The sequence below is a fragment of the Paenibacillus tepidiphilus genome (assembly GCF_008635795.1).
Classification (GTDB): Bacteria; Bacillota; Bacilli; order Paenibacillales; family Paenibacillaceae; genus Paenibacillus_AQ; species Paenibacillus_AQ tepidiphilus.
This window is the reverse complement of record NZ_VWRQ01000030.1, coordinates 19,524-39,356: the sequence shown is the minus strand read 5'-3', so window position 1 is coordinate 39,356 and position 19,833 is coordinate 19,524. Positions and strand designations below refer to the sequence as shown.

Sequence of the window (19,833 nt, the reverse complement as noted above, 5' to 3'; positions counted from 1 at the left end):
GAACTAAATAAAAGTAAAGAATTTTAAATATTATTTTGTTGAATATTGTAATTTAAAAGGATTTATTGCGATTATTATGTCTTATATTGTCGAAATGTGTGTTTTATACGATTTTACTTAGGACTATATACTCATTTCAAGGGCTAGTAGTGTACTAAGATACCTCTGATTATACCAACAGCTTAGTTACTCGATTCCGCCAATTGCTGCAGTGCGTTCAAATTCGTAAGCTCGATGCGCCGCCGATGAACCGTTATTAGCTTCATATCTGAGAATTTGCTAAGTTTCCTGCTGAATGTTTCTGCAGTAGTACCGATCATAGCAGCCACTTCCTTCTTGGCAGAGGGGAGGCGGATTTCCGGTGTCCCCGACAATTCTGTGCCTTTTCCATGTAAATCAAGCAGCAGCTTGGCCAGACGCTTCTCCACATCCAGCATTTGCAGCGCTCCCGCCTGTTCTTCTGCCTCATGTAATTGCTTGCTTAACGCCAGCACGAAATGAAAGGACAGCTCAGCATTCTCCCGCAGCAGCGGTAAGAACTTCTCCCTATGCAGCTGACAGATCACTCCACCCGTTATCACTTCCGCCGACACATCGCTTTCTTGAAGGTGGAGCAGGGCATATTGGCCAAAATAATCACCGGGGAACAAAAAGCGCACTACATGCTGCTTTCCCTCTATATTGCTCTGTGTAAGCTTGATCAATCCGCTCTTCACAATGAATAGTGAGTGTGAAGCTTCGCCTTCCCTGATCACAAAGCCGCCTTTATCATAATGAACAGAGTCCACCATGCCTTCCACCACCGCCAGATCCTTATCATTAATCAACCGGAATAACGGCACTTCCCGTACGCATGAATGTGAATCGCATGCCGTGCAGCCCATCTGCTCCACTCCTTTTTCTTAACGTTGACTTTATTTCAACATAACAGGATTTCGCAGCCCCCCTAGTGATTCCTCTCACTTCATTTCAAAAAACTTGACGTAAATCAAGGATTTCGTGCGCCCGCTCCTTCAGAATAAGGATATACAGAGAACTAAGGAGTTGGGCTGCAATGATGCAATACAATTTTTCCGATATGAAAAAAATGAACCGTCCCGTGCTTGGAGATACCGTTCCCCTGGAGTGGTTCCGGATGATTCGCCTGATTGGCCTTCAACAGGCTTTACCCCTTGGTGGAAAAGGGACCACTTTGACTATTGGGCGTAAAATCGGCGAGAGTCTGCCTGTCTCATCCGTCGAAGAACTGCTGCAGCTGTTTGAAGAACTGAAGATCGGTATACCACGGATTGTTTCTGCCGATGAACACAAACTGAATATTGCTGTGGAGGATTGTTTCTGTAAAGGATTGCCCTCCTTGGAAGAGGAGAAAATGATCTGTGACTTAGAGGGTGCGATTCTGGAAGGAGCGCTTACCAAGATTAAAGGGCGCCGGGTTACCGTCAGAGAGATCAAATGTAACGTAACCGGCCATGAGCATTGTGAATATGAGGTCAAACTGTAACGCCATATAATACATTATAAGGAGCGATTTTTTATGGAAAAGAAGTCTCTGCAAGAAGCAATGGAATATCGGGAGGAACGACTTACGAAGAAGATACTGTTCCAAAAAGGAGACAGCGTAGCCTTCGTGCTTAACCTGCTGCCCGGCCAACAGCTGCCTCCCCATCAGCATCCGGGAGCAGATGTGTATATTGTCGCACTTAAGGGGAATGGGAGCATTCAGGTGAATGAGGCCCAGGAGGCATTTGGTGAAGGAGACGTTATCCATGTGGCAGGCGACGAAACGTTTGCCTACCTTAATAGCGGGGATGAGCCAGCCAGCTTGTATGTCGTGTTGTCAAAAATCCCGAGTCCCGTTTATGCCCAGGGAGTATAACTCAGGAGCGTTTAAAGAGCATCAAAACAACAACAAGGCCCCTTCAAGTGAAGGGGCCTTGTCCTATTAATCCGGAACTATCCTGATGGATAGAGCCGTATTATTTTTGGATGGATGCTACAGTACCGGCGCCAACTGTACGGCCACCTTCACGAATGGAGAACTTAGTTCCTTCTTCGATCGCGATTGGCGAGATCAGCTGAACAGTTACGGTGATGTTGTCACCAGGCATAACCATTTCAGTACCTTCTGGCAGGTTGATGATACCAGTTACGTCAGTTGTACGGAAGTAGAACTGTGGACGGTATCCAGTGAAGAATGGCTTATGACGGCCACCTTCTTCTTTAGTCAGAACGTAGATCTGTGCAGTGAACTCAGTGTGTGGGTTAACGGAGTTCGGCTTAGCCAGAACTTGACCGCGTTCGATCTGGGCACGGTCTACACCGCGAAGCAGTGCGCCGATGTTGTCGCCAGCTTGAGCGGAATCCAGCAATTTACGGAACATTTCAACGCCCGTAACAACGGATTTCTTCTTGTCTTCATGAATACCAACGATTTCGACTTCTTCGCCCACTTTAACTGTTCCGCGTTCTACGCGGCCAGTTGCCACGGTACCGCGGCCAGTGATGGAGAATACGTCTTCGACTGGCATCAGGAAAGGCTTGTCAGTGTCACGTTCTGGCAGTGGGATGTAAGTGTCGATTGTTTCGAACATTTCAACAATCTTGCTTGCCCATTCGCCATCAGGGTTCTGCAGCGCTTCACGAGCGGAACCACGAACGATTGGAGTGTCGTCGCCTGGGAACTCATATTCGTTCAGCAGGTCGCGAACTTCCATTTCAACCAGTTCCAGAAGCTCTTCGTCTTCAACCATGTCGCATTTGTTCAGGAATACGACGATGTAAGGAACGCCTACCTGACGGGACAGCAGGATGTGTTCGCGAGTCTGTGGCATTGGGCCGTCAGCTGCGGATACAACCAGGATTGCGCCGTCCATCTGAGCAGCGCCGGTGATCATGTTTTTAACATAGTCGGCGTGTCCAGGGCAGTCTACGTGAGCGTAGTGACGGTTAGGAGTTTCATATTCAACGTGAGCTGTGGAGATTGTGATACCACGTTCGCGTTCTTCTGGCGCTTTGTCGATTTGGTCGAATGCTACAGCGGCACCGCCGTATTTTTTGGACAATACAGTTGTGATTGCAGCAGTCAGAGTCGTTTTACCATGGTCGACGTGACCGATAGTACCGATGTTAACGTGCGGTTTATTACGTTCAAACTTTGCCTTTGCCATTTGAACAGTTCCTCCTTATAATGGGGTTTCTTTATTTTAGAAGCCGCGCCGGCTCTATTGGGTCTAAGCTGACTGAGTGGAGGTGCCGGGCGGCGAGTGAAACGTTATTATTCAGCGCCTTTGTGCTTGGCTACGATTTCTTCTGCGATAGTCTTCGGCACTTCTTCGTAGTGCGAAAGTTCCATCGAGAATACGCCGCGTCCTTGCGTACCGGAGCGCAGAGTTGTGGAGTATCCGAACATTTCGGAAAGAGGTACCTTGGCACGGATAATCTGTGCACCACCACGGGAATCCATACCTTCGATTCTGCCGCGACGGGAGTTCAGCATACCCATAACATCGCCCATGTATTCCTCAGGAACAGTTACTTCCACTTTCATGATTGGCTCAAGCAGGACAGGTTTACACTTGTCTTTAGCTGCTTTGAGTGCCATCGAGCCGGCAATTTTGAACGCCATTTCGTTGGAGTCAACGTCATGGTAGGAACCATCAACGATAGTTGCCTTAACGTCTACCAGCGGGAAGCCCGCAAGTACGCCGTTCTTCATTTGCTCTTCGATACCAGCCAGTGCAGGAGCGATGTATTCTCTTGGTACAGAACCACCGACAACCTTACTTTCGAACTTGCTGCCAGTACCAGCTTCGAGTGGTTCGAATTCAACCCACACGTGACCGTACTGACCGCGACCGCCGGACTGGCGAACGAATTTACCTTCGACGCGTGCTGGTGCTCTGAATGTTTCACGGTAAGCTACCTGTGGTTTACCCACGTTGGTTTCTACCTTGAATTCGCGGCGCATACGGTCGATGATAATATCGAGGTGAAGCTCACCCATACCTGCCAGGATCGTTTGGCCGGTTTCTTCATCGGTATGTGCACGAAGAGTTGGATCTTCTTCGGTCAGCTTGCCGAGAGCAACGCCCATTTTATCTTGGTCAGCTTTGGTTTTTGGTTCAACCGCGATTTCGATAACCGGATCAGGGAAGTTCATCGATTCCAGGATAACCGGATGTTTCTCGTCGCAAAGGGTATCACCAGTGCTTGTATCCTTCAGACCAACGGCTGCCGCGATATCACCAGCGTATACGATGGAGATTTCTTGACGGCTGTTCGCATGCATCTGCAGGATACGGCCGATACGCTCACGTTTGCCCTTAGTAGCATTCACTACGTAAGAACCGGATTCCAGGATACCGGAGTATACACGGAAGAATGTGAGTTTACCAACATAAGGGTCTGTCATGATCTTAAATGCCAGCGCTGAGAATGGCTCTTCATCCGAAGAATGACGAACCGCTTCAGTACCGTCTTCAAGGTGACCTTGAATCGCCGGAACGTCCAGTGGGGATGGCAAGTAATCAATAACAGCGTCCAGCATCAGCTGAACCCCTTTATTGCGGTAGGAAGAGCCACAGATTACCGGGAAGATCTTAACTTCACATACGCCCTTGCGCAGTGCAGCCTTGATCTCGTCAACAGTAATCTCTTCGCCTTCCAGGTATTTCATAGTGAGGTCCTCGTCGAGTTCAGCTACTTTCTCGATCAGTTCAAGACGCAGCTCCTCAACTTGCTCCAGATATTCCGCAGGAATTTCTGTAACCTCAATGTTTTGACCCAGGTCATCCTTGAAGATGTGAGCTTGCTGCTCAACCAGGTCGATAATGCCCAAGAAATCATTCTCTGCACCGATTGGCAGCTGAATAGCAACCGAGTTGGCTTGGAGACGATCACGCATATCCTTAACTACGTTAAGGAAGTCGGCACCGATGATATCCATCTTGTTAACGTAAGCGATCCGTGGAACGCCATAGCGGTCAGCCTGTCTCCATACGGTTTCAGACTGTGGCTCTACGCCTTCCTTCGCACTGAATACGCCTACTGCCCCGTCCAATACACGCAGGGAACGTTCAACTTCAACGGTGAAGTCAACGTGTCCTGGGGTATCAATGATATTGATGCGGTGGCCCTTCCACGAAGCCGTAGTCGCAGCGGACGTAATCGTGATCCCGCGCTCCTGCTCCTGCTCCATCCAGTCCATTGTAGCAGCACCCTCGTGAACTTCACCGATTTTGTGCGTACGGCCTGTGTAGAACAGAATACGTTCAGTGGTAGTAGTCTTACCAGCATCAATATGCGCCATGATCCCGATATTACGTGTATTTTTTAAGGAGAACTCTCTTGCCATGAATGGGGTCTCCCTTCAAAATATAAGTTTGTTGAAACAGTTAATCCTACCAGCGGTAGTGTGCGAACGCCTTGTTGGCTTCAGCCATCTTGTGCGTGTCTTCGCGTTTCTTCACGGAAGCGCCTGTGTTGTTGGAAGCGTCGATGATCTCGGCCGCCAAACGCTCTTCCATGGTCTTCTCGCCGCGGTTGCGGGAGTAGTTCACGAGCCAACGTAATCCGAGAGCAGTACGTCTCTCTGGCTTAACCTCGATTGGCACTTGGTAGTTGGCACCGCCGACACGACGAGCTTTAACTTCCAATACCGGCATGATATTCTTGATGGCCGCTTCGAAAACTTCCATCGGATCTTTGCCCGTACGATCTTGAATCAGTTTGAACGAATTGTACAGAATGCTTTGAGCGACACCTCTCTTGCCATCCAGCATAATGCGGTTGATCAAACGAGTAACCAACTTGCTATTATAAACCGGATCCGGCAGTACGTCTCTCTTAGTCACTGGACCTTTGCGTGGCATGGATATCCCCCTTTCTTAAATGAATGGTTCTCATAATGTTTGTTGCTTATTTCTTCACTTTAGGACGTTTCGCGCCGTATTTGGAGCGAGCTTGCATCCGGTTGTTCACGCCTGCAGTATCCAGAGCGCCGCGAACGATATGGTAACGAACCCCTGGAAGGTCCTTAACGCGTCCGCCGCGGATCAGTACCACGCTGTGCTCTTGCAGGTTGTGTCCGATCCCTGGAATGTAAGCAGTAACCTCGACCTTATTCGTCAAACGCACACGGGCGTATTTACGAAGTGCAGAGTTTGGTTTCTTCGGAGTCATTGTGCCGACACGAGTGCACACACCGCGTTTTTGCGGGGAGCTGATGTCAGTAGCCTCACGCTTCAGGGCGTTGAATCCCTTTTGAAGAGCAGGAGACTTGGACTTGTCGATTTTGGCTTGACGGCCTTTACGAACCAGTTGATTAATAGTTGGCATTGTAGTGCCACCCCCTTCCTGAAATAATCATCCATTTACGAACTTTAAGTCCACAGACCCAGGTGGTTCATAAAAAGACAAATGAAAAGTTTTTGCTGCCGGAGCATACCCCCGGTACAAAAACGTTCCTGTCGCTATTGTTTTAAGACGGCTGCCATCGCAGCGCCAACTTCTATTCCGCAGGCTCTGCCCAAGTTCAGCATAGTGTCCACATAAGTGACCTTAACGCCTTGCTTGCCGCACAGCAACACAATCTTCGAAGTAAGCCGTGGATCTCCGTCCTTTGCCACATAGACTTCTGCGGCTTGGCCTAATTCAACCGCTTTGACGGTTTGCTTAGTGCCGATCTTGACCTGAGCATCTTGCAGTCCTCTATCATCAGTCATGATATTCATTGCCTCCAATGAACAAGAATAACAAGGCTACTCACGCACCTTAGACATATTAGCATTATCAGCTGACGATGTCAAGAAATACGAATAACTTTCTCTCAAAAAAAATCATAGCGGCGCCCCGCCACAGGACCTTTCAGTCTCTGGAGCGGGGACGGCTGCTATGCAGTCATTATTCTGCCGGAACAGTTTCCAGTGTTTCCTGCTCGCTTTCCGCATTCGGATCGCTCAGCTTGACACTGCGGTAACGGTTCATGCCGGTGCCGGCAGGAATCAGCTTACCGATAATGACATTTTCTTTCAGACCCATCAGTTTATCCACCTTGCCTTTGATGGCAGCGTCTGTCAGGACGCGGGTAGTCTCCTGGAAGGATGCAGCGGACAGGAAGGAGTCGGTCTCCAGGGAAGCCTTGGTGATACCCAGCAGGACCGGTTTGGCCACTGCAGGCTCTTTGCCCGAGAGGATCGCTTCTTTATTCGCTGCTTCATATTCATGGATATCAGCAAATGAGCCTGGCAGCAGATTCGTATCACCAGCGTCGATAATACGGATTTTGCGCAGCATTTGCTTGATCATAACTTCAACGTGCTTATCGTTGATTTCTACACCCTGGTTACGGTATACGCGCTGTACTTCCTGCAGAATGTAGTTCTGTACCCCGCGGATACCCTTGATGCGCAGCATTTCTTTAGGGTCGATCGAACCGTCGGTCAATTCATCGCCGGCTTCGATTTCCTGTCCTTCGGTCACGCGCAGACGCGAACCGTAAGAAATACCGTATACTTTGGATTCAGCTTCCCCTTGAACCTCGATTTCGCGGCGGTCCTTGGTTTCACGGATTTCCTTGATAACACCGTCGATTTCACTGATTGTCGCCTGACCTTTAGGGTTACGGGCTTCAAACAGCTCCTGGATACGCGGCAGACCTTGCGTGATGTCATCACCGGCAACACCGCCGGTATGGAACGTACGCATGGTAAGCTGGGTTCCTGGTTCACCGATAGACTGCGCGGCGATGATGCCGACAGCTTCGCCGATCTCAACGAACTTGCCGGTAGCCAGGTTACGGCCGTAGCACTTCTTGCAGACCCCGTGACGGGCACGGCAGCTCAGTACAGAGCGGATCTGCAGCTTGGTAACACCGGCATTGACGATTTCTTCCGCTTTGTCGGAGTCAATCAGATCGTTGCGGTGAACGATAATTTCTTTCGTCTCCGGATGCCGGACGGTCTCGAAGGAGTAACGGCCTTCAATACGGTCGTAGAGATCCTCGATAACTTCCTTGCCGTCTTGGATACGGCTGACAGTGAAGCCTTTGTCGGTACCGCAGTCTTCTTCGCGGACAATTACGTCCTGGGCCACGTCAACGAGGCGGCGGGTCAGGTAACCGGAGTCAGCGGTACGAAGCGCGGTATCGGCCAGACCTTTACGCGCACCGTGCGTCGAGATGAAGTACTCGAGGACGGTCAGACCTTCACGGAAGCTTGCTTTGATCGGCAATTCGAAGATTCGGCCGGACGGAGTCGCCATCAGTCCGCGCATGCCGCCGAGCTGGGTAATCTGCGATTTGTTACCGCGCGCCTTGGAATCAACCATCAGCATGATGGAGTTGAAGCGGTCCATCGACTTGAGGAGGACGTTGGTCAGGTCATCCTTGGTCTTCGACCAGATCTCGATAACACGGTCATACCGTTCATCATTGGTAATCAGACCGCGACGGTACTGGTTGGCAACCACGTTGACCTTGGCTTCGGATTCCTTCAGCAATTCGAATTTTTCTTCTGGAACGACAACGTCGGCCACGGCAACCGTAACCCCGGAACGCGTGGAGTACGTAAAGCCCAGCTGTTTGATTCTGTCCAGAATCATCGAGGTTTGCGTTGTATGATAGATTTCGAAGCAACGGGCAATGATCAGGCCCAGATATTCCTTACCTACAGCGCTGGCATCAGCCGCACCCATGATCCGTTCGCGGATATCCGCGCCCTTCTCATAGATGAAATACTTCTCCGGTGTGCCTTGCAGCAGATTGGCTTTGGTCGCTTCGTTGATATACGGGAAACTGCTCGGATAGATCTCGTTGAAGATGATCTTACCGATGGTTGTGATCAGCATGGCATTCTGCTGTTCTTCGGTAAAGCTGGTTTTGCCCAGAGCTTTAACCGGGATAGCTACACGCGCATGCAGACCTGCTGTTCCGCGCTGGTAGGCAGACACCGCTTCGTTGACGTTGCGGATAATCATGCCTGTTCCTTTTTCTTCCTTGTTATCCATGGTCAGATAGTACGTACCAAGGACCATATCCTGGGAAGGAGTAACAACCGGCTTGCCGTCCTTAGGGTTCAGGATGTTGCCGGATGCCAGCATCAGAAGCCGTGCTTCCGCTTGAGCTTCTGCAGACAGCGGTACGTGAACGGCCATCTGGTCACCGTCGAAGTCAGCGTTATACGCCGTACATACGAGCGGATGCAGACGGATTGCATGGCCTTCTACGAGAATCGGCTCGAACGCCTGGATCCCGAGACGGTGAAGCGTAGGGGCACGGTTCAGGAGAACCGGATGCTCCTTGATAACCTCTTCGAGCACATCCCATACTTCAGGGCTTACGCGTTCAACTTTGCGCTTAGCGCTCTTAATGTTATGGGCAAGGCCCTTGTTCACCAGTTCCTTCATGACAAACGGCTTGAAGAGCTCCAGCGCCATTTTCTTCGGCAGGCCGCATTGGTACATTTTGAGGTACGGGCCTACGACGATAACAGAACGACCGGAGTAGTCGACACGTTTACCAAGCAAGTTCTGACGGAAACGGCCTTGTTTACCTTTCAGCATATGGCTGAGGGATTTCAGCGGACGGTTGCCTGGGCCCGTTACCGGACGGCCGCGGCGGCCGTTATCGATCAGGGCATCGACAGCTTCCTGCAGCATGCGCTTCTCGTTCTGAACAATAATATCAGGAGCTCCAAGATCCAACAGTCTCTTGAGGCGATTGTTACGGTTAATTACACGGCGGTACAGGTCATTTAAGTCAGACGTAGCGAAACGGCCACCGTCCAGCTGAACCATCGGGCGCAGTTCCGGCGGAATAACCGGCAGTACGTCCATAATCATCCAGTCTGGTCTGTTGCCGGAGTTGCGGAATGCTTCAATGACTTCCAGGCGTTTGATCGCCCGGTTACGGCGCTGGCCTTGGGCGGTACGCAGTTCTTCTTTGAGGAATTCCAGTTCTTTGTCGATATCGATGTCCTGGAGCAGCTTCTTTACTGCTTCAGCACCCATTCCGGCCTGGAAGCCGTAGCCGTATTTCTCACGGTAGCTGCGGTATTCCTTCTCGGACAGCAGTTGCTTTTTCTCCAGCGGTGTTTCGCCTGGATCAGTAACAACATAAGATGCGAAGTAAATAATCTCCTCCAGCGATCTTGGGGACATATCCAGAGCCAGACCCATCCGGCTTGGAATACCTTTGAAATACCAGATATGCGATACCGGAGCCGCAAGCTCAATGTGACCCATCCGTTCACGGCGCACTTTGGCGCGCGTAACTTCAACGCCGCAGCGGTCGCAGACTACGCCTTTGTAACGGACGCGCTTATATTTGCCGCAATGACATTCCCAGTCTTTTTGCGGTCCAAAGATGCGTTCGCAGAAGAGGCCTTCCTTTTCGGGCTTCAAAGTACGGTAGTTGATGGTTTCCGGTTTCTTAACCTCTCCGCGGGACCAGGAACGAATCTTCTCTGGAGAAGCAAGCCCGATTTTCATAAACTCAAAATTGTTAACGTCCAACAAGGAGCAACCCTCCTTAACCTATATCCTGATTTAGTACCATAGCCCTCTAGTAGACGGTTAGTCAACAGAGGGCACGGTTCTTTATACTGATGCAATTGTGTCTGCCTGCAGATTAATCGATGCCGACTTCCGCGCCTTCAAGGTTGAGGCTCAGCTTGTCGCCGGCAGTCTCGTCTTCGTCGTCCAGTTCCTTCATCTCAATCTCCTGCTCGTCGCCGCTCAGGATCTTGACGTCCATACCGAGTGACTGCAGTTCCTTGATGAGTACCTTGAACGATTCAGGCACGCCCGGTTCAGGCACATTCTCGCCTTTAACAATCGATTCATAGGTCTTCACACGGCCAACAACGTCATCGGACTTCACGGTCAGAATTTCCTGTAGCGTATAAGCGGCGCCGTATGCTTCGAGCGCCCACACTTCCATTTCCCCGAAGCGCTGGCCGCCGAACTGGGCTTTACCGCCGAGCGGCTGCTGTGTAACAAGGGAGTAAGGACCGGTGGAACGGGCATGGATTTTATCGTCAACCATGTGCGCCAGTTTGATCATATGCATGACGCCTACGGTTACTTCGCGTTCGAAGCGTTCGCCTGTACGTCCGTCATAGAGAATGGTCTTACCATTGCGCTGCATGCCTGCTTCCTCCATCGTATCGAACACGTCATACTCGCGCGCTCCGTCAAATACCGGAGTAGCGACATGAATGCCGAGCTGCAAGGCAGCCATACCGATGTGGACTTCCAGCACCTGCCCGATGTTCATACGGGAAGGTACACCCAGCGGATTCAGAACGACCTGTACTGGCGTTCCGTCCGGCAGGAACGGCATATCTTCTTCCGGAAGGATACGGGCAACGACACCCTTGTTTCCGTGACGTCCGGCCATCTTGTCACCTTCGGAAATCTTACGTTTCTGGGCAATGTAGACACGCACCAGCTGATTCACGCCCGGAGGCAGCTCATCACCGTTCTCACGGGTGAACACCTTAACGTCAACGATAATCCCGTCGGAACCGTGAGGCACGCGCAGCGAGGTATCGCGAACTTCCCGAGCCTTCTCACCGAAGATCGCATGCAGCAGGCGTTCTTCCGCCGTCAGTTCAGTTACACCCTTAGGCGTTACTTTGCCGACCAGGATATCACCGGCATTGATTTCCGCACCAATACGGATAATACCGCGTTCATCGAGGTTGCGCAGCGCTTCTTCGCCGACGTTCGGGATATCCCGTGTAATTTCTTCAGGCCCCAGCTTCGTGTCACGGGCTTCGGATTCGTATTCCTCAATATGAATCGAGGTATATACGTCTTCCTTTACCAGCTTTTCACTCAGCAGGATCGCATCCTCGTAGTTATAGCCTTCCCAAGTCATGAACGCAACGACTACGTTGCGGCCCAGAGCAAGTTCGCCCATCTCTGTGGAAGGACCATCAGCCAGGATGTCACCCTTCTTCACAATATCCCCGCGTTTGGCCAGCGGACGCTGGTTAATACAGGTACCCTGGTTCGAGCGCATAAATTTGTGTAATTTATATTTAACGATATCGCCTTTGACTTCCTTGCCGTCAACCGCCTCAACCCGGCGCAGCCAGATTTCATTGGCCGAGGAGCGTTCGATAATACCGTCATATTTAGAAACAATACATACACCGGAATCCTTGGCGGATTTGTGTTCCATGCCCGTTCCGACCAGCGGAGCCTTAGGCACGAGCAACGGCACAGCCTGACGCTGCATGTTCGATCCCATCAGCGCACGGTTGGAGTCATCGTTTTCCAGGAACGGGATCAGCGCTGTAGCGACAGAAACGACCTGTTTTGGCGATACGTCCATGTAATCCACACGATTGCTCGGCATTGTCGTGATGTTATCCGAGTCCTTGTTATAGCGGACAATTACCTGTTCTTCCAGGAAGGTTCCATCTTCGCCAATCAAGGCATTTGCCTGGGCAACTACATAATTATCCTCTTCGTCGGCAGTCAGATAATCGATATGCTCTGTTACCTTGCCGGTATTCGGGTCTACCCAACGGTACGGAGCTTCAATGAAGCCATACTCATTGATGCGGGCAAACGTGGACAAGGAGTTGATCAGCCCGATATTCGGACCTTCCGGTGTCTCGATTGGACACATCCGGCCATAGTGACTGTGATGGACGTCGCGTACTTCAAAGCCCGCGCGTTCACGCGTCAGACCGCCGGGTCCGAGTGCAGACAGACGACGCTTATGCGTAAGTTCGGCGAGCGGGTTCGTCTGATCCATGAACTGGGACAGCTGCGAACTGCCGAAGAACTCTTTAATCGAAGCGATGACCGGACGAATATTGATCAAAGCCTGCGGTGTGATGGCATTGGCGTCCTGAATCGACATTCTCTCGCGAACGACGCGTTCCATACGGGACAAACCGATCCGGAACTGGTTCTGCAGAAGCTCACCTACGGAACGCAAGCGGCGGTTACCCAAGTGGTCGATGTCATCGGTGTTGCCGATGCCGTGCAGCAGATTAATAAAGTAGCTGATTGAGGAGATAATATCAGCCTGGGTAATATGCTTGACCGACTTGTCGATGTTGCCGTTGGCGATCAGCTTTACTACGCGACCCTCTTCAATCGGCGAGTACACATCAATCGTCTGCAAAGGAATGTCTTCACTGTCTAGAACTCCGCCGGTAACCCGGTAAGTCTTGGCAGCCACACTTTTCTCAAAGTGAGGAATCAGCTGATCAAGCAGTCTGCGGTCAACCATTTGGCCTGCTTCCGCCAGAATTTCGCCCGTAGTCTCATCTACCAGCGGCTGGGCCAGACGTTGATTGAACAGACGGTTCTTGATATGCAGCTTTTTGTTGATTTTATAGCGGCCGACATTGGCCAAATCATAGCGCTTAGGGTCAAAGAAACGTGCAACCAAAAGGCTCTTGGCATTGTCAAGCGTCGGAGGTTCGCCCGGACGCAGACGCTCATAAATCTCAATCAGCGCCTTTTCCGTGGAATCCGTATTGTCTTTATCCAGCGTATTGCGAATATATTCATCATTACCAAGCAAATCCAGAATTTCGGCATCACTGCCGAAGCCCAGCGCACGCAGCAGCACGGTCACCGGAATTTTCCGGGTACGGTCAATGCGGACATACATGATATCCTTGGCATCGGTCTCGAGCTCCAGCCATGCACCGCGGTTTGGAATTACTGTGGCGGTGTAGGTTTTTTTGCCGTTCTTATCGACTTTTGTGCTGAAATAGACGCTTGGAGAGCGAACCAACTGGCTGACAATAACCCGTTCCGCACCATTGATAATGAAAGTGCCGGTCTCCGTCATCAGCGGGAAATCTCCCATGAACACTTCCTGCTCTTTGACTTCGCCGGTCTCCTTGTTGATGAGCCGGACTTTTACCCGCAGAGGAGCCGCATAAGTCACGTCCCGCTCTTTGGCGTCGTCAACCGTATATTTCGGTTCACCCAGGCTGTAATCAATGAACTCCAGTACCAAATTACCCGTGAAATCCTGGATCGGCGAGATATCCTGGAACATCTCCCGCAGTCCTTCTTCCAAAAACCAATCGTATGATTTTTGTTGGATTTCAATCAGGTTCGGAACCTCGAGTACCTCTTTAATTCTTGCATAGCTCCGCCGAGTGCGTCGACCATACTGAACAAGATGTCCTGCCAACTTTACTCACCCCTCATGTCTACTCACTTAAAAATTGATTGCGAACCCTTGTTTGGACCCGTATAATGGAACCATAACAACCGAGTTCAGCCATAAATAAAGAAAAGCTCTTACCTCGAGATCTTCGAAAAAAGAGCGCATCTACCCACGGCCAAAATACTCCTTATCCTGTAGATTTGCCCAAAATGTACATATTATACGTCGTCAGGCAGCATTTTATGCAACATCCTCCGTCTCCCGGCAAATACCGCCATAAATCAGGCGCCCGGGTAGGATAATCACATACACCCGCCAATCGGCCATGCGCATGCCGCGCGACAATAAATAACTTGACATTTCAGCCAACTAAAGACATGGAGCCTAGCTTAATACTGACATTTTATAATAATACCACTATCAGTATTGCATGTCAACAATTTCTCTACCATTATTTTTGCGCTCTGAGAATCCAATATCCCTTGTCTTTCTCCAGTTCCTCTACCACCGGAAACAAACTCTCCAGCTTCGCCACCGCCGACGGCGCCCCTTGTTTCTTCTGGATAACCACCCACAGCGTACCGCCTTCCCGCAAATGCTCATAGGATTGCTCGAAGATTCGGTGGACGACCGCCTTGCCTGCCCGGATCGGCGGATTGGTCAAGATAACATCAAAGCTCTGGCCCTGGACAGCAGACAAGACATCACTTTCCATTACTGTAACATTGCCGGCCCCATTGCGTCCGGCGTTCTCCCGGGACAGCTCTACGGCGCGACTGTTGATATCAACCATCGTCACATGTCCCTCCGGGGCCAGCAAGGCAGCGCTGATTCCGATCGGTCCGTAGCCGCAGCCTACATCCAGCACCTTGGCATCCTGCGGGATTTCCATCTTTTCAATCAGTACGCGGCTGCCGTAATCAATGTCCCCTTTGGAAAATACGCCCGCATCACTGGTAAAACGAAGGCTTCTGCCCCGCAGAACAGTGGTCAGGTCCCGTCTGTCATGACGCGCTTCCGGCTGCTGGGAGTAATAATGCTGCGACATACTATCCGCCCTTTCATCATATCTTTATAGAGCAACCCCCTTGAACAAGTTCAAGGGGGTTGCCGTTACCAGGTTGTATATTTGCAACCCGGATCAAGTTCCTATTAATATGAACTATTTTACTTCTACAGCTGCGCCTGCTTCTTCCAATTTTGCTTTGGTAGCTTCGGCGTCTTCTTTGCTTACTTTTTCTTTGATTGGCTTAGGAGCGTTGTCTACGAGGTCCTTAGCTTCTTTCAAGCCGAGGCCTGTGATTTCGCGAACGATCTTGATAACGTTGATTTTGGAAGCACCAGCGCTAGTCAGGATTACGTCGAATTCAGTTTGCTCTTCTTCAACGGCTGCTGCAGCGCCGCCGCCAACTGCTACAGGAGCAGCAGCTGTTACGCCGAATTCTTCTTCGATTGCTTTAACCAGGTCGTTCAGTTCCAGTACGCTCATGCCTTTAATTGCTTCCAAGATTGCTTCTTTACTCATGGTTGAACCTCCATTTTATAATTAATTTTAGTTGGTATTCTTTGTTACGAAATCAGAATCAAAGGCTTACGCGCTTTGTTCTTCTTTCTCAGCGACTGCCTTAACTGCAAGCGCGAAGTTGCGCATTGGAGCCTGGAGCACGCTAAGCAGCATGGAGAGCAAACCTTCGCGGGAAGGAAGTTCTGCCAGTGCCTTCACCTGGTCAGCGTCAACTACGCGACCTTCAACAACGCCGCCCTTCAGTTTCAGAGCGTCATTCTTCTTAGCGAAGTCGTTCAGAATCTTAGCTGCGATCACCGCATCAGTTTCACTGAACGCGATAGCTGTAGGACCCGTAAGAACGGCATCCAGCTCAGTCAATTCGGTTGCAGCAGTTGCCCGGCGAAGCAATGTGTTCTTCAGAACTTGAAAGTCAACACCAGCTTCACGAAGCTGCTTGCGCAGTTCAGTCACCTGGGCAACGTTCAAACCGCGGTAGTCAGCAACAACAGTGGAGACACTGTTTTGCAGTTTGCCGGCAACGACATCAACCGCTTCCTGTTTAGCTTGGATTACTTTTGCATTTGCCAATTGTATACACCTCCTGAAAATTGTTGCGACAGATAACACGGGTTACCCGCCGTTCCTACGCAGGCATTAGAAAAGCCTCCGCAGAATCACGAAGGCTTGATAAATGGAAAGCACACGGAAACCGGTACTTCTTATATTATCACAACACCTCGGTAGGAAATTAAGCACTAGGCACCTACTGTCTACGGTAAGCATATTCGAATTTAAGAAGGATATCTTAAATCACAACTGTTACAGAATATCAAAGTCGACTGTATAAGTCAACACTTAATTATCTATAAGCAGCAGCATTGACGTGGGCGCTTGGTCCCATTGTCGAGGAAATCGCGATGCCCTTCAGGTATACACCCTTAGCAGCAGCCGGCTTCGCCCGGTTCAAAGCGTCAATCAGAGCTTTAAGATTATCGTTCAGTTGCGCAGCGTCAAAGGACACTTTGCCGATAGGCGCGTGAATTTGACCTGCTTTGTCGAGACGGTATTCGATTTTACCGGCTTTGATTTCTTGAACAGCCTTGGTAACGTCGAATGTAACTGTGCCGGCTTTAGGGTTAGGCATGAGGCCTTTACCACCGAGCAGACGGCCGAGTTTACCGACTTCGCTCATCATATCAGGTGTAGCTACGCAGACATCGAAATCGAACCAGCCCTGTTGAATTTTGTTGATCATGTCTTGATCGCCAACAAAATCGGCGCCGGCAGCTTCCGCTTCCTTCGCTTTGTCACCTTTTGCAAATACAAGCACGCGCTTGGTTTTGCCTGTGCCATGCGGCAAGACAACAACGCCACGAACGGCTTGGTCTTGTTTACGAGGGTCTACGCCCAGACGAACTGCAACTTCAACGGTTTCGTCGAACTTGGCAGTTGCCGCCTTCTTAACCAGCTCTACAGCTTCGGCAGGCTCGTAAACCGCCGTGCTGTCAATCAGCTTGGCAGATTCCAGGTATTTCTTACCATGTTTAGCCATGAAATTGTTCCTCCTTTGTGGTGATAGCGGAAGTTCCTCCCACATATTGCGGTCCATACCGGACCGTGCATCGAGACGATTAGTCTTCGATAGTGATGCCCATACTGCGGGCAGTTCCTTCAACCATACGCATTGCAGCTTCAACGCTGGCAGCGTTCAGGTCGGGCATTTTTTGCTCAGCGATTTCGCGCACAGCGGCACGGTTCAGCTTAGCAACTTTTTTCTTGTTTGGTTCACCGGATCCTTTTTCTACTTTTGCAGCGATGCGCAGCAGAACGGCAGCCGGAGGAGTTTTAGTGATGAAAGTAAAGGAACGGTCTTCAAATACTGTAATTTCAACCGGGATGATCAGACCAGCCTGGTCGGCAGTACGAGCGTTGAATTCCTTACAGAATGCCATGATGTTGACACCTGCTTGACCGAGCGCCGGACCTACTGGAGGGGCTGGGTTCGCTTTCCCTGCAGGAATCTGCAGTTTCACCATTTTAATAACTTTTTTAGCCATGAGTGACACCTCCTTGCAAAGATAGTGGTATTCGAACGCGGGGTCGCGTCCTCCCACAAGAAACCCTCAGGTACTGTTATATTTTCTCCACTTGAGTGAAATCCAACTCCAGCGGGGTTTCTCGTCCAAACATGTTGACATGAACCTTGATCTTGCTCTTGTCAGCCAAAATTTCTTCCACGGAGCCCACAAAATTCGCAAAGGGACCAACCATAATGCGTACAGATTCCTTGATTTCGAAATCAATCTTCGCTTTAGGCTCAACCATGCCCATGTGCTTCAAGATTTGCTCAACCTCTTCCGGAAGCAGAGGGGTCGGTTTGGACCCGGAACCTGTCGAACCTACGAATCCGGTAACGCCCGGCGTATTGCGGACCACATACCAAGAATCATCGGTTTGAATCATTTCGACCAAAACATAGCCGGGGTAAACCTTACGCATGACAGTCTTCTTCTTGCCATCCTTGTTCACCAGCTCTTCTTCCATAGGAACAAGAACCCGGAATATTTTGTCTTCCATGCCCATGGACTCAACGCGTTTTTCCAAATTGGCCTTGACCTTATTCTCATACCCGGAATAGGTATGAACAACGTACCATCTTTTTTCCATATCAAGCCACCTGGGACCTCTCTAAATAATCGCTTCAATAACAGCGGAAATACCGATGTCCAGAACCCAGAAGTAAACAGCGATAACTACAATTGTACCGAATACGATCAACGAGTAGTTCTTGAGCTCTTTACGGCTAGGCCAGCGAACTTTCTTAAGCTCGCTCCAGCTTTCAGTGAAAAAGGAAATCAAAGACTTGAAGCTACGTTTCACCCGACTACACCTCCCAAAAAACTATCTGGTTTCGCGATGAGGAGTTTGCTCGTTACAGAACTTGCAAAATTTCTTCATCTCCAAGCGGTCTGGGTGATTGCGCTTGTTCTTGGTAGTTGCGTAGTTTCTCTGCTTACAACTTGTACAAGCCAAAGTAATAATTACCCGCATGATTTGCACCTCCCGAAGACGTCCCTCTAATCATGAAATTAGAAGACGCAAATATTGATCCTAAAAAAACCTGCGAATTTAGGCCTACCTAAAACACTTTAGCATAATGTCAATGTCAATGTCAACGAAAAGAATTCCTGTCGCACGGGGTGTTTTCGGGTGCATAACCTGCCGCCAATCTGTCGTCTTTGCTTTTGCCTTTTTCTGAAACTGGCCGTCAATCCTGTCCTACTCTCCATTATGGAGCATTCCTGTCTTGAATAAACCTGACTCTATGGAATTCCTGCTATTCAATTCCTGCCGTCTGGACGAAACAGACCTCATCAGCAATTTCCGGACAATTAAAAAAAGACTCGAAATCCGAGCCTTTCTCATCCATTATATCATTAATTGTCACGCACTTCCAGATATCTTTCCAACTTCCGTTTGACCCGCTGCAGAGCGTTGTCAATCGACTTCACATGCCGCTTCAGATCCACGGCAATCTCCTGATAAGAGCGTCCATCGAGGTATAACATCAGGACCTTGCGCTCCAGGTCGCTTAGAATCTCCGCCATCTTATCCTCCAGGCCGATGAATTCCTCCTGGTTGATAATCAGCTCTTCCGGATCGAGCACCTGGGTTCCGCATATGACATCCATCAATGTCCGGTCGGAATCCTCATCGTAAATAGGCTTGTCCAAGGAGACATAGGAGTTGAGCGGAATATGCTTCTGGCGCGTAGCCGTCTTAATGGCGGTAATGATCTGACGGGTAATGCAAAGTTCGGCAAACGCTTTAAAAGAGGAAAGCTTGTCCCCCTTGTAATCACGGATCGCCTTGTAGAGTCCGATCATGCCTTCCTGAACAATATCCTCGCGGTCTGCTCCGATCAGAAAGTATGAACGCGCCTTAGCGCGGACAAAATTGCGGTATTTATTGATCAAATGCTCCAATGCGCCACTGTCGCCACCACGGAAGATCTCGACAATTTCTTCATCGCTTATGAAATCATACTCGGAAAGCATTATTTCCTTGAGGTCGACACTCACCAAGAATCCCCCCGGCTGCAACGCAAGACATCCCCGTTACTTCGCGAAATATAAAGTTAGTATATATTATGTCACCTTACACCGTCAACCGAATT

19 protein-coding genes and 1 other annotated feature are annotated in these 19,833 nt (G+C 50.0%); of the genes, 2 read left to right on the top strand and 17 right to left on the bottom strand.

Annotation, left to right across the window (positions count from 1 at the left end; genetic code table 11):
• Positions 1-182 precede the first annotated feature (182 nt).
• Positions 183-827 carry a Crp/Fnr family transcriptional regulator gene (locus F1379_RS26775; RefSeq protein ID WP_162551294.1) on the bottom strand — a complete coding sequence of 215 codons (645 nt, stop codon included), beginning with the start codon at positions 825-827 and terminating at the stop codon, positions 183-185.
• Between the two features lie 227 nt (positions 828-1,054).
• Here F1379_RS26775 and F1379_RS26770 point away from each other — a divergent pair, with 227 nt between their 5' ends.
• Together F1379_RS26770 and F1379_RS26765 are read left to right on the top strand one after the other, a co-directional pair.
• A complete protein-coding gene (locus F1379_RS26770) occupies positions 1,055-1,504 on the top strand; it encodes a V4R domain-containing protein (protein WP_150275534.1) in 450 nt (149 codons plus the stop codon).
• Between the two features lie 33 nt (positions 1,505-1,537).
• Complete coding sequence (locus F1379_RS26765; protein WP_150275533.1) at positions 1,538-1,879, top strand: cupin domain-containing protein; 342 nt, start codon at positions 1,538-1,540, stop codon at positions 1,877-1,879.
• Positions 1,880-1,979: 100 nt separating this feature from the next.
• On the opposite strand, the gene tuf is transcribed toward F1379_RS26765, so the two are convergent.
• The 16 genes from tuf to sigH all read right to left on the bottom strand — a co-directional run bounded on the left by tuf (position 1,980) and on the right by sigH (position 19,738).
• Complete coding sequence (gene tuf, locus F1379_RS26760) at positions 1,980-3,170, bottom strand: elongation factor Tu (protein ID WP_150275532.1); 1,191 nt, start codon at positions 3,168-3,170, stop codon at positions 1,980-1,982.
• Between the two features lie 107 nt (positions 3,171-3,277).
• The gene (gene fusA / locus F1379_RS26755) at positions 3,278-5,356 is read right to left on the bottom strand and encodes an elongation factor G (protein ID WP_150275531.1); all 2,079 of its coding nucleotides are present in this window, start codon (positions 5,354-5,356) and stop codon (positions 3,278-3,280) included.
• A gap of 46 nt (positions 5,357-5,402) precedes the next feature.
• Entirely contained in the window at positions 5,403-5,873 is a 471-nt protein-coding gene (rpsG, locus tag F1379_RS26750) for a 30S ribosomal protein S7 (protein WP_091072715.1), read from the bottom strand.
• A 46-nt stretch (positions 5,874-5,919) separates the two neighbouring features.
• Positions 5,920-6,339 (bottom strand): 30S ribosomal protein S12, encoded by a 420-nt coding sequence (rpsL, locus tag F1379_RS26745; protein ID WP_150275530.1) that lies wholly within the window; start codon positions 6,337-6,339, stop codon positions 5,920-5,922.
• A 134-nt stretch (positions 6,340-6,473) separates the two neighbouring features.
• A complete protein-coding gene (locus tag F1379_RS26740; protein ID WP_150275529.1) occupies positions 6,474-6,725 on the bottom strand; it encodes a ribosomal L7Ae/L30e/S12e/Gadd45 family protein in 252 nt (83 codons plus the stop codon).
• A 178-nt stretch (positions 6,726-6,903) separates the two neighbouring features.
• Positions 6,904-10,515, bottom strand: coding sequence for a DNA-directed RNA polymerase subunit beta' (rpoC, locus tag F1379_RS26735; RefSeq protein ID WP_150275528.1), 3,612 nt, complete (start codon positions 10,513-10,515; stop codon positions 6,904-6,906).
• A gap of 112 nt (positions 10,516-10,627) precedes the next feature.
• Positions 10,628-14,173, bottom strand: coding sequence for a DNA-directed RNA polymerase subunit beta (gene rpoB, locus F1379_RS26730; protein WP_150275527.1), 3,546 nt, complete (start codon positions 14,171-14,173; stop codon positions 10,628-10,630).
• Between the two features lie 427 nt (positions 14,174-14,600).
• Positions 14,601-15,197, bottom strand: a complete 597-nt coding sequence (locus F1379_RS26725; RefSeq protein ID WP_150275526.1) for a class I SAM-dependent methyltransferase — start codon at positions 15,195-15,197, stop codon at positions 14,601-14,603.
• A gap of 114 nt (positions 15,198-15,311) precedes the next feature.
• A complete protein-coding gene (gene rplL / locus F1379_RS26720) occupies positions 15,312-15,674 on the bottom strand; it encodes a 50S ribosomal protein L7/L12 (RefSeq protein ID WP_150275525.1) in 363 nt (120 codons plus the stop codon).
• A gap of 66 nt (positions 15,675-15,740) precedes the next feature.
• Positions 15,741-16,244 carry a 50S ribosomal protein L10 gene (gene rplJ, locus F1379_RS26715; RefSeq protein WP_150275524.1) on the bottom strand — a complete coding sequence of 168 codons (504 nt, stop codon included), beginning with the start codon at positions 16,242-16,244 and terminating at the stop codon, positions 15,741-15,743.
• Positions 16,245-16,303: 59 nt separating this feature from the next.
• Positions 16,304-16,450, bottom strand: a sequence feature (ribosomal protein L10 leader region).
• A 65-nt stretch (positions 16,451-16,515) separates the two neighbouring features.
• A complete protein-coding gene (gene rplA, locus F1379_RS26710; protein ID WP_150275523.1) occupies positions 16,516-17,208 on the bottom strand; it encodes a 50S ribosomal protein L1 in 693 nt (230 codons plus the stop codon).
• Positions 17,209-17,287: 79 nt separating this feature from the next.
• A complete protein-coding gene (gene rplK / locus F1379_RS26705; protein ID WP_025691673.1) occupies positions 17,288-17,713 on the bottom strand; it encodes a 50S ribosomal protein L11 in 426 nt (141 codons plus the stop codon).
• 76 nt (positions 17,714-17,789) lie between these two features.
• Positions 17,790-18,323, bottom strand: a complete 534-nt coding sequence (gene nusG, locus F1379_RS26700) for a transcription termination/antitermination protein NusG (RefSeq protein ID WP_150275522.1) — start codon at positions 18,321-18,323, stop codon at positions 17,790-17,792.
• A gap of 21 nt (positions 18,324-18,344) precedes the next feature.
• Positions 18,345-18,536 (bottom strand): preprotein translocase subunit SecE, encoded by a 192-nt coding sequence (secE, locus tag F1379_RS26695; protein ID WP_150275521.1) that lies wholly within the window; start codon positions 18,534-18,536, stop codon positions 18,345-18,347.
• A 21-nt stretch (positions 18,537-18,557) separates the two neighbouring features.
• Positions 18,558-18,707, bottom strand: a complete 150-nt coding sequence (rpmG, locus tag F1379_RS26690) for a 50S ribosomal protein L33 (RefSeq protein ID WP_074086515.1) — start codon at positions 18,705-18,707, stop codon at positions 18,558-18,560.
• 386 nt (positions 18,708-19,093) lie between these two features.
• Positions 19,094-19,738: an RNA polymerase sporulation sigma factor SigH gene (gene sigH / locus F1379_RS26685; protein ID WP_150275520.1), complete on the bottom strand. Its 645-nt coding sequence runs from the start codon at positions 19,736-19,738 to the stop codon at positions 19,094-19,096.
• Positions 19,739-19,833 lie beyond the last annotated feature (95 nt).